Raw genomic sequence first — 12,455 nt, forward strand, 5'->3', positions numbered from 1 at the left:
GAGCCGATCGGCTCAGACCGCGGCCGGGTCCTCTTCGACGAAGAGGTTGCGGGTGCGGTTCGGGTCCACGGGGATGCCGGGGCCGATCGTGGTGCTGATGGCGGTCTTCTTGATGTAGCGGCCCTTGGCGGCGGACGGCTTGGCGCGGAGCACCTCGTCCAGCGCGGCGGCGTAGTTCTCGACCAGCTGCTCGTCGGTGAAGGAGGCCTTACCGATGATGAAGTGCAGGTTCGAGTGCTTGTCGACGCGGAACTCGATCTTGCCGCCCTTGATGTCGTTGACAGCCTTGGCGACGTCCGGGGTCACGGTGCCGGTCTTCGGGTTCGGCATCAGACCACGGGGACCGAGCACGCGGCCGAGGCGGCCGACCTTGCCCATGAGGTCCGGGGTGGCGACGACGGCGTCGAAGTCCAGGCGGCCCTTGGCGACCTCGTTGATCAGCTCGTCGGAGCCGACGATGTCGGCGCCCGCAGCACGCGCGGCCTCGGCACGGTCACCGGTCGCGAAGACCAGGACCCGAGCGGTCTTACCGGTGCCGTGCGGGAGGATCACGGTGCTGCGGACCATCTGGTCGGCCTTGCGCGGGTCGACGCCCAGACGCATGGCGACCTCGACGGTGCCGTCGAACTTGGTGGTGCTGGTCGCCTTGGCGAGGCGGATGGCCTCGAGGGGGGCGTAGAGGCGGTCGCGGTCGACCTGAGCGTCCGCGGCCTTCAGAGCCTTGCTGCGCTTCACTGCTGCTCCTGAATGGTGATGGGAGTCGTGGTATCACGGGCCTGCGCAGGCCCTACCACAGGGACGAAAAGAGCTGGTCAGCCCTCGACGGTGATGCCCATCGACCGGGCGGTGCCGGCGATGATCTTCTCCGCCGCGTCCAGGTCGTTGGCGTTCAGGTCGGGCATCTTGGTGGTCGCGATGTCGCGGACCTGGGCGCTGGTGAGCTTGGCGACCTTGGTCTTGTGCGGCTCGCTGGAGCCCTTGTCCACACCGGCGGCCTTCAGGATGAGGCGCGCGGCCGGCGGCGTCTTCGTGATGAAGGTGAAGGAACGGTCGTCGTAGACCGTGATCTCCACCGGCACGATCATGCCGCGCTGCGACTCGGTCGCAGCGTTGTAGGCCTTGCAGAACTCCATGATGTTGACGCCGTGCTGGCCCAGCGCGGGGCCGACCGGCGGCGCCGGGTTGGCCGCACCGGCGTTGATCTGGAGCTTGATAAGCCCCGTGACCTTCTTCTTCTTGGGAGGCATGTCTCTCCGGGTCCTTCCGAGAGGTGAGTGCTGGTGTGTGCGGAACCGGGGCGACACCCGGCCGCCAACACACACATCGAACCAGGCTAACGCCTTAGCGCCGCTGGACCAAAACGGATCCGGGGCAGGGCCCTCGGCCCCGCCCCGGATCCGAAGATTGTGGGACTAGTTCTTCTGGATCTGGTCGAAGGAGAGCTCGACCGGGGTCTCCCGGCCGAAGATCTCGACCAGGCCCTTGACCTTCTTCGAGTCGGGGTTGATCTCGTTGATGGTCGCCTGCAGGGTCGCGAACGGACCGTCGGTGACGGTGACCGAGTCGCCGACCTCGAAGTCCAGCACCTGGATCTCGCTCGGCTTGATCGGCGAGGGCTTGCCGGCCTCCTTGGCCGCCTGGCGCTCGACGTCCGGGGCGAGCATCTTGACGACCTCGTCCAGGGTCAGCGGGTACGGGTCGTAGGCGTTGCCGACGAAGCCGGTGACACCGGGGGTGTTGCGCACGACGCCCCAGGACTCGGGGGTGAGGTCCATGCGCACCAGGACGTAGCCGGGGAGCTTGTTCTGGCGGATGGTCTTGCGGTCGCCGTTCTTGATCTGGACGACCTCCTCCTGCGGCACCTCGGCCTGGAAGATGTACTCCTCGACGTTCAGCGAGACGGCGCGCTGCTCCAGGTTCTGCTTCACCCGGTTCTCGTAGCCGGCGTAGGTGTGGATCACGTACCACTCGCCCGGCATGAAGCGCAGGTCCTCGCGGAACTTGGCGACCGGGTCGACCTCGACGACCTCCTCAGCCTCGGCCTCCTCGGCGTCGGCGTCCTCGGCGTCGGCCTCGGTCTCCTCGGCGGCGGGCTCCACGTCGTCCTCCACGTGCAGCGCCGCCTCCTCGGCGGGCTCGCCGGCCTCGGCCTCGTCGTGCGCCTCGACCTCGTCCTCGTCGCCGTCCACGGCGTCAACGATCTGCTCGGCGGACTCGGCTTCGTCAGCCAGCTCGGCCGCGTCCAGCTCGGCGGCGACATCCGCCTCGCGGACGGTCTCGTCGGCGTCGTACAGGGGGGACTCAGACACGGTGGCTGCTTCTTTCCTGGAGATGGTGAAGGTGGCGCGCTCCGGGGCCGGCTCCGGCGGGCTGCCGCTCGCGCGGGCGCCAGGAGAGGACTCGGAGACTTCAACAGTACCGAGTCCACGGTAGCGGCCGCGTACGTCCGGCGCAGACAGCACGACCCGGGCCGAAGATTCGGCCCGGGTCGGGAGACTGCTACGGAGGTGGGACGGCCAGGTCAGCCGAAGACCAGGAGGCTCAGCTTGGAGAGGCCGTAGTCGAGGCCGGCCACGAAGCCCATCACGACCACCACGAACACGACGACGACGGTCGTGTACTGGGTGAGCTCGCTGCGGGTGGGCCAGACGACCTTGCGCAGCTCGGCGATGATCTGGCGGTAGAACAGGCCGATTCGGGCGAACGGGCCCATCTTGCCGCGCTTGCCGGACTTCTTGTCACCGGCGCGGGCGGCGCGCTTGCGCTCGCGGCGCGAGAGCGACTTGTCCTCGCCCTCCGCGGGCGTGGTGTCGGCAGCGCCGTCGGCCCCCTCGGGGTTGCCGCTCTCAGGCGTTGCGGTGGAGCCCGTGGTCTCCGTCACTCGTCCTCACCTGAATCCGGGTCCGGCCGAGCGGCTCGCGCCCGATGGGGCACGAACGGCCGGCTACAAGCGGTGCTGATTCGGAGCCCTCTCCGCATCAAGCCCGCTCGCTCTGCGGAGCGAACGGGCTGAAAACGGATCAAGCAGCAGGGCAAGAGGGACTTGAACCCCCAACCGCCGGTTTTGGAGACCGGTGCTCTACCAATTGAGCTATTGCCCTACGGGGTCTCGCGACTCCGTAGCGACCAACCTACCGCATCTCCCCCCGCTGTCTGCACAGCTGGTGAAGCTCCGGTTCTTTTTCGGCGGGCCGTCGAGCAGTGAGCATACGTGGTCGAGGGGTGTTTGGTCGAACCTCTTCTTCCGGGGGAACCGGTTGTCCGGCATATGTCCGGCATGCCCGCATGATCACCGGCGGATCGGCGGGCGCCGCCATGTGGACGGTCCGGTACGGATGGTGAAACCGCGATGCCCGGTCCGTCCCGGTTCTGCGACGATGCAGGCATGAGCGCTTCCACCCCGCAGCCCGACCGTTCCATCCGCCCCGCCGACCGCCGGGTCTCCGCCCGGATCGGTGCGATCGCCGAGTCCGCGACCCTCGCCGTGGACGCCAAGGCCAAGGCCCTCAAGGCGGCCGGCCGTCCGGTGATCGGCTTCGGAGCCGGCGAGCCCGACTTCCCCACCCCGGACTACATCGTCGAGGCGGCCGTCGAGGCCTGCCGCGACCCGAAGAACCACCGCTACACCCCGGCGGGTGGCCTGCCCGAGCTGAAGTCCGCGATCGCCGCCAAGACGCTGCGCGACTCCGGCTACGAGGTGGACGCCTCCCAGGTGCTGGTCACCAACGGCGGCAAGCAGGCGATCTACGAGGCGTTCGCCGCGATCCTGGACCCGGGCGACGAGGTCATCGTCCCGGCCCCGTACTGGACCACCTACCCGGAGTCGGTCCAGCTCGCCGGCGGCGTCCCGGTGGAGGTCGTGACCGACGAGACCACCGGTTACAAGGTCTCGGTCGAGCAGCTGGAAGCCGCCCGCACCGAGAACACCAAGGTGGTGCTCTTCGTCTCGCCGTCCAACCCGACCGGCGCGGTGTACACCGAGGCCGAGGCCGAGGCGATCGGCCGCTGGGCGCTGGAGCACGGCCTCTGGGTGCTCACCGACGAGATCTACGAGCACCTGGTGTACGGCGACGCCTCCTTCACCTCGCTGCCGGCCCTGCTGCCCGAGCTGGCCGACAAGTGCATCGTGGTCAACGGCGTCGCCAAGACCTACGCGATGACCGGCTGGCGGGTGGGCTGGGTGATCGGCCCCAAGGACGTCATCAAGGCCGCGACCAACCTGCAGTCGCACGCCACCTCGAACGTCTCCAACGTCGCCCAGCGCGCCGCGATCGCCGCCGTCAGCGGCGACCTGGCCGCGGTGCACGAGATGCGCACCGCCTTCGACCGCCGCCGCAAGACCATCGTGCGGATGCTCAACGAGATCGAGGGCGTGTACTGCCCCGAGCCGGAGGGCGCCTTCTACGTGTACCCGTCCGTCAAGGGCCTGCTGGGCAAGGAGATCCGCGGCCACCGCCCGCAGAGCTCCGGCGAGCTGGCCTCGCTGATCCTGGACGAGGCCGAGGTCGCGGCCGTCCCGGGCGAGGCCTTCGGCACCCCCGGCTACCTGCGGTTCTCCTACGCGCTCGGCGACGCCGACCTGGCCGAGGGCATCGGCCGGCTGCAGAAGCTGCTCGGCGAGGCCCGCGACTGACACCCGCCGGCGCCCGCTGACGTCCGCTGACGTCCGCTGACACCCGCGCTTCACGTCGGGTACCGCCCTCTTTCACCCCTTCGGGGGACGGAAGGAGGGCGGTTCCCGTTTGGGGGTCCGATGCGGCAGTATCGGCGAATGGAACGCCTGTTGAATCCGCGAGACGTCAGGGACCTCCCGAAGGCCCACCTGCACCTGCACTTCACCGGCTCGATGCGGCCCGCCACCCTGCTGGAGCTGGCCGACAAGCACGGCGTCCGACTGCCGGAGGCGCTCAGCTCCGGCGAGCCGCCGCAACTGCGGGCCACCGACGAACGCGGCTGGTTCCGCTTCCAGCGCCTGTACGACACCGCCCGCTCGGTGCTGCGGGACGAGGAGGACATCCGCCGGCTGGTCCTGGAGACCGCCCAGGACGAGCGGCGGGACGGCTCCCGCTGGTTGGAGATCCAGGTCGACCCGACCTCGTACGCGCCCCGGCTGGGCGGGCTGATCCCCGCGCTGGAGCTGATCCTGGACGCCGTGGAGAACGCCGCCACGGCCACCGGGGTGGGCATCCGGGTGCTGGTCGCGGCGAACCGGATGAAGTCCCCGATGGACGCCCGGACGCTGGCCCGGCTCGCCGTCCGGTACGCCGACCAGGGCGTGGTCGGCTTCGGCCTCTCCAACGACGAGCGGCGCGGCCTCGCCCGGGACTTCGACCGGGCCTTCGAGATCGCCCGCAAGGGCGGGCTGCTGGCCGCCCCGCACGGCGGCGAGCTGGCCGGGCCCGAATCCGTCCGGGACTGCCTGGACGACCTGGGCGCCGGCCGGATCGGCCACGGCGTCCGCGCCGCCGAGGACCCCCGGCTGATGGAACGGCTGGCGGACCGCCAGATCACCTGCGAGGTCTGCCCCTCCTCGAACGTCTCGCTCGGCGTCTACGAGCGCCCCGAGGACGTCCCGCTGCGGCGGCTGTTCGACGCCGGCGTGCCGCTGGCCCTGGGCGCGGACGACCCGCTGCTGTTCGGCAGCCGGCTGGCCGCCCAGTACGACCTGGCCCGCGACGTCCTCGGCTTCGACGACGCCGAACTCGCCGAGCTGGCACGGCAGTCCGTCCGCGGCTCGCGCGCGCCGGAGGCCGTCCGCAAGGAGTTGCTGGCGGACATCGACACCTGGCTGGTCAGCGCCACCTGAGGCGTGCCTTGTGGACCAGGCCGACCCCGGACAGGCCTAGAGCTTGACGCCGATCATCACCGGCTCGTTCACCAGCTCGACCCCGAAGGCCTCGCGGACGCCGTCCCGGATCTCCCGGGCCAGCGCCAGCAGGTCCTCGGCGGTGGCCGCGCCGCGGTTGGTGAGCGCCAGGGTGTGCTTGGTGGAGAGCGTCGCCGGGCCGCTGCCGTAGCCCTTGCCGAAGCCGGCCCGGTCGATCAGCCAGGCGGCCGAGGTCTTGGTGCAGCCCTCCGGCGCCGGGTAGGCGGGGGCGTTCTCGGTGCCCGGGCGGGTCCGGAAGGACTCGTACTGGGCGGCGGTGAGCACCGGGTTGGTGAAGAAGGAGCCGGCCGACCAGGTGTCGTGGTCCGCCGGGTCCAGCACCATGCCCTTGCCGGAGCGCAGCCCCAGCACCGCGTCGTGCGCCCGCTCCAGCGGCACCCGCTCGCCCTGCTCGACGCCGAAGTGCCTGGCCACCTCGGCGTACTTGACCGGGGTGGAGAGCCCCTCGTGGTCGGCCAGGGCGAACCGCACCCGCAGCACCACGTAGCGGTCCGGCTCGGCCTTGAACCGGCTGTGCCGGTAGGAGAACGCGCACTCGGCGTTGGGGAGCGTGACCACCTCGCCGGCCGTGCGGTCGTAGGCGACCACCTCGGTGATCGACTGGGCGACCTCCTGGCCGTACGCGCCGACGTTCTGCACCGGGGTCGCACCGGCCGAGCCGGGGATGCCGGCCAGGAACTCGACGCCCGCCAGGCCGTGCTCGCGCACCGCGCGGGTGACCGCCTCCGACCAGACCTCGCCGGCCGCCAGCTCCAGCACGGTGCCGTCCAGGGCGAAGCCGGTGGTCGCGATCCGCAGCACGGTGCCGGGGAAGCCGGCGTCGCCGATCACCAGGTTGGAACCGCCGCCGAGGACCAGCAGCGGCTCGCCGGCCTCGTCGGCCGCGCGGACGGCGGCGATCACCTCGTCGTCGGTGTGGGCGGTCACCAGGCGGCGGGCCGGGCCACCGAGCCGGAGCGTGGTCAGCGGGGCGAGGGGGGCGTCGTTTTCTACCAGCACGCCCACCAGCGTACGGGTGCGGGGGCGGCCGCCCGGCCGCCCCCACACCCACACCCGGATCGGCCGGTCAGGCCTTCGAGGCCTCGGCGTGGACGGGCGCCGCGTCCTCGGCCCGCTCGGCACCGGCCCGCTCGGCACCGGCCCGCTCGGCACCGGTCTGCTCGGCACCGGCCTGCTCCGGCTCCACGGCCGCCGGCTCGTCGGCGACGGCCGCGGGCTTCACCCGGCGCGGGAGGAAGAACGCGCAGACCGCCGCGACCGCCACCACCCCGGCGCCGACGTACAGCGCGGGCACCAGCCCGTCGATGAAGGACTGCTCCGACGTGTACCCGCCCTGCGCCGAGAACACCGCCGAGAGGACGGCCACGCCGAGCGCGCCGCCGACCTCGCGCAGCGCGTTGTTGGCGCCGGAGGCGATGCCCTGCTCCTCCGGCCGGACGCTGTCCATCACCAGGGCGGCGGTCGGGGCGAAGTACAGCGACATGCCGATGCCGCAGATCACCACGGCGGGGATCTCGGCGGCGTAGTCGTAGCCGGTGCTGCCGCTGGTGATCGCCGCGTACATCGCCAGGCCGGCGCCCTGCAGCAGCAGCCCGGTGACCACGATCGGGCGGCCGCCGAAGCGGTCGGCCAGGATGCCCGCGATCGGGGCGACGATCAGCGGCATGCCGGTCCACGGGAGCATCCGGATGCCGGCCTCCTGCGGGCTGTAGCCGCCCACGCTCTGCAGGTGCTGGCTGATCAGGAAGATCGAGCCGAACATACCGAGGAACATCAGCAGGCCGGAGGCGTTGACGGCGGAGAAGGCCCGGCTGCGGAACAGTCGCATCGGGAGCATCGGGTGCCGGGCCCAGCGCTGCTCGTAGAGCACGAAGGCGGTGAGCAGTGCGACGCCGCCGATCAGGGAGCCGAGCACCAGCGGGCTGGTCCAGCCGTTCGGGTTGCCGCGGATCAGGCCGAGGACGACGCCGAACAGGCCCAGGCTGACCAGGATCGTGCCGACCACGTCCAGCGCCGGGTTGGCGCCCCGACTCTCGCGGAGCTTGAGGGCGGCGAGCGGGATCAGGACGAGACCGACCGGGACGTTCACCCAGAAGATCCACTGCCAGGAGAAGTGCTCGGTGAGCGTCCCGCCGACCAGCGGTCCGGTGGCGACGGCCAGGCCGTTGACGCCCGCCCAGATGCCGAAGGCCAGACCCCGCCTGGCCGCCGGCACCGCGGCGGTGAGCAGGGTGAGGGTGAGCGGCATGGAGACCGCGGCGCCGGCGCCCTGGACGGCGCGGGCGGCGATCAGCGCGCCGATGCCCGGCGAGAGGGCGGCCGCGGCGGAGCCGACGGTGAAGAGCGTGAGCCCGACCAGGAAGATCCGGCGGCGGCCGAACCGGTCGCCGAGCGCGGCGCCGAACATCAGCAGGACGGCGAAGGACAGGGTGTAGGCGCTGACCGTCCACTCCAGGTCGGACAGCCCGCCGCCGAGGTCCTCGCGGATGGACGGCAGCGCGGTGGTGACGACCAGGTTGTCCAGGCTGGCCATGAAGCCCGCGACGCTGGTGATCACCAGCGTCCAGACACCGAGCCGTCCCAGGCCCTGTTCTTCCGTTCTCTCCGTCATGGTTTCCCCCCAGGGGTCTTAGATAGTTATTGATCACTAACTTTCGAGGCCCGAAAAAAGGCCGCACGGACTCCACCGTGCGGCCCGCTACTCCCCGCCCTCGCCGTGCTCTCCACGCTCTCCGTGCTCTTCGTGCTCCCCGAAGCCCAGGCCGCTCCAGATCCGGTGGTCCCGGGGGTACCCCAGCGCCACCAGCGTGTTGATCAGCATCCCGTACGCGAAGAACTCCGCGGTGCCCTGCACGTCACCGCCGATCCGGCCCCTGACCCGCTCGAACAGCTCCTCCCAGAGCCTGCGGGCGGTCTCCCCGATCTCGTCCTCGCCGGTCGTCCGGGCCGCGAACACCGAGACGTAGAGCTGCATCTGCATCATGAGCTGCTCGCCGTCCGCGACCAGGCCCAGGTACGCCTCGGACATCGCTTGGGCGGCCGCCGGCCCGGTCAGCCCGACCGAGGCCTCGTCGAAGACCTTCCAGGTCTCCTCGATGCAGCGCTCGGCGGCGGCCGTGAAGATCGCCTGCTTGCCGGGGAACAGCCGGAACAGGTACGGCTGCGAGACACCCACCCGGCGGGCGATCGCCTCGGTGGACGTCCCCCGGTAGCCGCTCCTGGCGAATTCGATCACTGCGGCACGAACGACGCTCTCGCGCCGCTCCTCCGCACTCATCCGCATGCTCGCCCTCGCCATGGGAGCAAAGTTAGTGGCCAATCACTATCTTCGCAAGGCCGACGGGCGCGGCGGGAATCCCGTCGGACGGGCCCCGCCGCGGCCGGACACACCTGGGGCCGAGGGGCCTTCAGGCGAGCCGGACGACCGCCCTGGACATCCCGAGCACCTTCTGCCCGCCGGTGGTGGCCAGCAGGTCGACCTGCACCTTGCGGTCGTCCAGCAGCTTGGCGACCTTCGCCGACACCTCGACCACCGCACCGACGCCGTCATTCGGCACCGGGACGGGGCGGGTGAAGCGGACGCCGTACTCGACCACCGCGGCCGGGTCGCCGACCCAGTCGGTGACCACCCGAATGGCCGCAGCCATGGTGAACATTCCGTGCGCGATGACGTCCGGCAGGCCGACCTCCACGGCGAACTTCTCGTTCCAGTGGATCGGGTTGAAGTCGCCGGAGGCGCCCGCGTACCGCACCAGGGTGTCGCGGGTCACCGGGAAGGACTGCGCCGGCAGCTGGGTGCCGACCTCGACCTCGTCGTAGCTGATCGCCATCGTGTTCACTTCCCCGTCTCGTCGGCGGCCCGGGCCACCAGCGTCATGACCGACGTCACCACGTGCTCGCCGATCGCGTCCGACACCTCGCCACGCACGGTGAGCACGTCGTTGCCCGCCAGCGACTTGATGTTGTCGATGGTGACCGCGACCGTCAGCCGGTCGCCGGCCAGCACCGGGCGGGAGTAGGAGAACTTCTGGTCCCCGTGCACCACTCGGCTGTAGTCCAGGCCCAGCTCCGGGTCCTCGACCACCTGGGAGGCCGCCTGGTAGGTGATCACGAACGGGAAGGTCGTCGGGGCGATCACGTCGGGGTGGCCCAGCGCCTTCGCCACCGCCGGATCGGTGAACGCCGGATTGGTGTCCCCGATCGCGATCGCGAACTCGCGGATCTTCTCCCGGCCGACCTCGTACGGCTCGGTGGGCGGGTAGGTCCGCCCGATGAAGGAGGGGTCGAGTGCCATGGGGCAACTCCTCGGAAGCACGGTGGATCCGGCGGCCGTTGCCGCCGGCGGGGCGCGCATGGGTGCATACGCGAAAAACTCCGGGCCGCACCCCCTGAGGGATGCGGCCCGGAGCTCAAGACCTGTCACACAGGCCCGACGCCCTGCGAGAGGGTCAGCGGGTCTCGCGGTGCGCGGTGTGCGAGTTGCAGCGGGGGCAGTGCTTCTTCATCTCAAGACGGTCCGGGTCGTTACGCCGGTTCTTCTTGGTGATGTAGTTCCGCTCCTTGCACTCCACGCAGGCCAGCGTGATCTTCGGGCGGACGTCGGTGGCAGCCACGGGAGTGCCTTCCTGGGACAACGAATAAGAACACAACAAGAGTAGCCGACCGGGAGTGCGATCTCCCGACCGACTACGCGGGGTAGCGGTGACCGGACTTGAACCGGTGACACAGCGATTATGAGCCGCTTGCTCTACCAACTGAGCTACACCGCCACAGTGATCCGCAGCACAACCGAAGCCGACTGCTTTTCACCAGAGCCCCCATGCGGAATCGAACCGCAGACCTTCTCCTTACCATGGAGACGCTCTACCGACTGAGCTATAGGGGCGAACGAGGAAGAGATTACACGTTCCGCGCCCAGAGGTGAAATCCGTATCCCGACGCGAAGACCGCAGGTCGGCGAGGTGAACGGACGGACGATCCAAGGCCCCGCGTTCGATCGGCCCACCAGCCGCACGGCCCGACCCGATACGACTATTGCCCGCCTCCGAGCGCCCCGCCCCCACGCGCCATAGGCTCGACCCTCATCGACGGGGACGGCCCGGGGCGTCAGGACGACCCGGGATCAGGACGGTCCGGCCGACCGGACGGGCCAGCGCGGGAAGGAGCCTGCGATGGACAGCGCAGCCGCCGACGGACCGCACTCCGGCTCCGGCCCGACAGCCAACCCGCTCGGGCACGGACCGGTCCTCCTGCTCACCGGCGCCCGACTGGCCGACGGGCGGGTGGTGGACGTCCGGATCAGCGGGGACCGGATCCAGGCCGTCGGCACCGTCGGCAGCCTCGGCCCGTTGCCCGCCCTGCCCGGCGCACCCACCGTCACCACCGGCGCCCGGATCGACCTCAAGGGCTACCTGCTGCTGCCGGCCCCCGCCGAGGCGCACGCCCACTACGACACCGCCTTCTCGGCCGCCCTGTCCGCCCCGCCCCCGGAGAGCCCCGGCGACCTCACCCGGCGGGTCACCGAGGCCGCGCTCGCCTCGCTCGGCTACGGCGCCACCGCCCAGCGCACCCACGTCCGGATCGGCGACGTGCACGGGCTGCGTCGGCTGGAGGCGGTGCTCACCGCCCGGCAGGCGCTGCGCGGCCTGGCCGAACTCCAGGCGGTGGCGATGCCCCGGCTGCTCACCGGCCGGGCCGGCGCCGACGGCCGGGCGCAACTGCGCGACGCGCTCAAGCTGGGCGCCACCGCGGCCGGCGGCTGCCCGGAGCTGGACCCGGATCCGGCCGGGTACGTCCAGGTGCTGCTGGAGGCCGCCCGGGAGGCGGACTGCCCGGTGGACCTGCACACCACGGCCGGCAATCCGGCCCAACTCGCGCGGCTGGTCAGCGCGTTGGCCCCGCTGCGGCCGCGGGTGACACTCGGGCCGTGCGGGGCGCTGACCCGGGGTGCGTCCACGGTGCTGGCGGCCGGCGGGATTCGGGTGGTCTGCCTGCCGCAGAACGGCGGCTGCACCGGCCTGGAGGGCCGGGCGCCGGGGCTGCGACCGGGCCTGCTGCGGGAGTTGACGGAGGCCCGGGTGCCGCTGGCGGCCGGCAGCGGCGCGCTGCGGGACCAGTCCAACCCGGTCGGCCGGGCGGATCCACTGGAGTCGGCGTACCTGCTGGCGGCGGGCGGGGAGCTGGACCTGGAGGCGGCGTACGACGCGGTGGCGAACCAGGCCCGGGCGGCGCTCGGGCTGCCGCCGGTCCGGGTGGACGCCGGGTTCCCGGCGGAGCTGCTGGCGGTGCGCGGGGACAGCCTGGCCGGGGCGCTCGCGGGCGGCCACAGCCGACTGGTGGTGCACAGCGGCCGGGTGGTCAGCCGGACGAGCGCGGTGCGGGAGTTCGCGGACACCGTGGCGCTGGCGCTGCCCCGGCAGTCCGGGAGCACCGGCGGGGGCTGAGCGGCCCCTCGGGAAAATTCAAGGGGCGCGCGGCGGATTGGGGGCGCCCCGCCCCCACCTGCTGGGGCCGGGTGTAAGCCGGGGTGAGGGGGGGGGGGGCGGCCCCCCCATTGTTGCGGGGCCCC

At 71.4% G+C, this 12,455-nt stretch carries 13 protein-coding genes and 3 tRNA genes; 3 read left to right on the top strand and 13 right to left on the bottom strand.

Translation table 11 applies throughout. The annotated features are described in order from the left end of the window. Positions 1 to 12 precede the first annotated feature (12 nt). The 5 genes from rplA to ACFV61_RS00835 all read right to left on the bottom strand — a co-directional run bounded on the left by rplA (position 13) and on the right by ACFV61_RS00835 (position 3,101). On the bottom strand, positions 13 to 735 hold the full coding sequence (gene rplA / locus ACFV61_RS00815) for a 50S ribosomal protein L1 (protein ID WP_063348932.1): 723 nt from the start codon (positions 733 to 735) through the stop codon (positions 13 to 15). A 77-nt stretch (positions 736 to 812) separates the two neighbouring features. Then, positions 813 to 1,247, bottom strand: coding sequence for a 50S ribosomal protein L11 (rplK, locus tag ACFV61_RS00820; RefSeq protein ID WP_063348931.1), 435 nt, complete (start codon positions 1,245 to 1,247; stop codon positions 813 to 815). Positions 1,248 to 1,412: 165 nt separating this feature from the next. Further along, positions 1,413 to 2,309, bottom strand: coding sequence for a transcription termination/antitermination protein NusG (gene nusG / locus ACFV61_RS00825; RefSeq protein ID WP_380489272.1), 897 nt, complete (start codon positions 2,307 to 2,309; stop codon positions 1,413 to 1,415). A 212-nt stretch (positions 2,310 to 2,521) separates the two neighbouring features. Continuing rightward, positions 2,522 to 2,881, bottom strand: coding sequence for a preprotein translocase subunit SecE (secE, locus tag ACFV61_RS00830; protein ID WP_063348930.1), 360 nt, complete (start codon positions 2,879 to 2,881; stop codon positions 2,522 to 2,524). A gap of 147 nt (positions 2,882 to 3,028) precedes the next feature. Further along, positions 3,029 to 3,101 (bottom strand) — tRNA-Trp (locus tag ACFV61_RS00835). 284 nt (positions 3,102 to 3,385) lie between these two features. On the opposite strand from ACFV61_RS00835, the gene ACFV61_RS00840 reads away from it, so the two are divergent. Further along, positions 3,386 to 4,633, top strand: coding sequence for a pyridoxal phosphate-dependent aminotransferase (locus tag ACFV61_RS00840; RefSeq protein WP_063348929.1), 1,248 nt, complete (start codon positions 3,386 to 3,388; stop codon positions 4,631 to 4,633). Positions 4,634 to 4,771: 138 nt separating this feature from the next. Then, complete coding sequence (locus ACFV61_RS00845; protein WP_063351330.1) at positions 4,772 to 5,806, top strand: adenosine deaminase; 1,035 nt, start codon at positions 4,772 to 4,774, stop codon at positions 5,804 to 5,806. 36 nt (positions 5,807 to 5,842) lie between these two features. Here ACFV61_RS00845 and ACFV61_RS00850 read toward each other — a convergent pair whose 3' ends face one another. The 8 genes from ACFV61_RS00850 to ACFV61_RS00885 all read right to left on the bottom strand — a co-directional run bounded on the left by ACFV61_RS00850 (position 5,843) and on the right by ACFV61_RS00885 (position 10,772). Further along, a complete protein-coding gene (locus ACFV61_RS00850) occupies positions 5,843 to 6,886 on the bottom strand; it encodes a UDP-N-acetylmuramate dehydrogenase (protein WP_363369371.1) in 1,044 nt (347 codons plus the stop codon). 67 nt (positions 6,887 to 6,953) lie between these two features. Beyond that, the gene (locus tag ACFV61_RS00855) at positions 6,954 to 8,498 is read right to left on the bottom strand and encodes an MFS transporter (RefSeq protein WP_380489275.1); all 1,545 of its coding nucleotides are present in this window, start codon (positions 8,496 to 8,498) and stop codon (positions 6,954 to 6,956) included. 87 nt (positions 8,499 to 8,585) lie between these two features. Beyond that, a complete protein-coding gene (locus ACFV61_RS00860; RefSeq protein WP_380338873.1) occupies positions 8,586 to 9,185 on the bottom strand; it encodes a TetR/AcrR family transcriptional regulator in 600 nt (199 codons plus the stop codon). 109 nt (positions 9,186 to 9,294) lie between these two features. Continuing rightward, positions 9,295 to 9,717, bottom strand: a complete 423-nt coding sequence (locus tag ACFV61_RS00865) for a MaoC family dehydratase (RefSeq protein WP_063351327.1) — start codon at positions 9,715 to 9,717, stop codon at positions 9,295 to 9,297. Positions 9,718 to 9,722: 5 nt separating this feature from the next. Beyond that, complete coding sequence (locus ACFV61_RS00870) at positions 9,723 to 10,181, bottom strand: MaoC family dehydratase N-terminal domain-containing protein (protein ID WP_363369376.1); 459 nt, start codon at positions 10,179 to 10,181, stop codon at positions 9,723 to 9,725. Between the two features lie 154 nt (positions 10,182 to 10,335). Beyond that, positions 10,336 to 10,500 (bottom strand): 50S ribosomal protein L33, encoded by a 165-nt coding sequence (gene rpmG, locus ACFV61_RS00875; protein ID WP_006604855.1) that lies wholly within the window; start codon positions 10,498 to 10,500, stop codon positions 10,336 to 10,338. Positions 10,501 to 10,583: 83 nt separating this feature from the next. Beyond that, positions 10,584 to 10,656 (bottom strand) — tRNA-Met (locus ACFV61_RS00880). A 43-nt stretch (positions 10,657 to 10,699) separates the two neighbouring features. Further along, positions 10,700 to 10,772, bottom strand: a tRNA-Thr gene (locus ACFV61_RS00885). 286 nt (positions 10,773 to 11,058) lie between these two features. Between ACFV61_RS00885 and ACFV61_RS00890 the strand changes: the two genes are divergently transcribed. Beyond that, positions 11,059 to 12,330 (top strand): hydrolase, encoded by a 1,272-nt coding sequence (locus tag ACFV61_RS00890; RefSeq protein ID WP_380489278.1) that lies wholly within the window; start codon positions 11,059 to 11,061, stop codon positions 12,328 to 12,330. Positions 12,331 to 12,455: the final 125 nt, after the last annotated feature.

It is taken from the genome of Kitasatospora sp. NPDC059817, assembly GCF_042731835.1.
In the GTDB taxonomy this organism is placed as follows: domain Bacteria; phylum Actinomycetota; class Actinomycetes; order Streptomycetales; family Streptomycetaceae; genus Kitasatospora.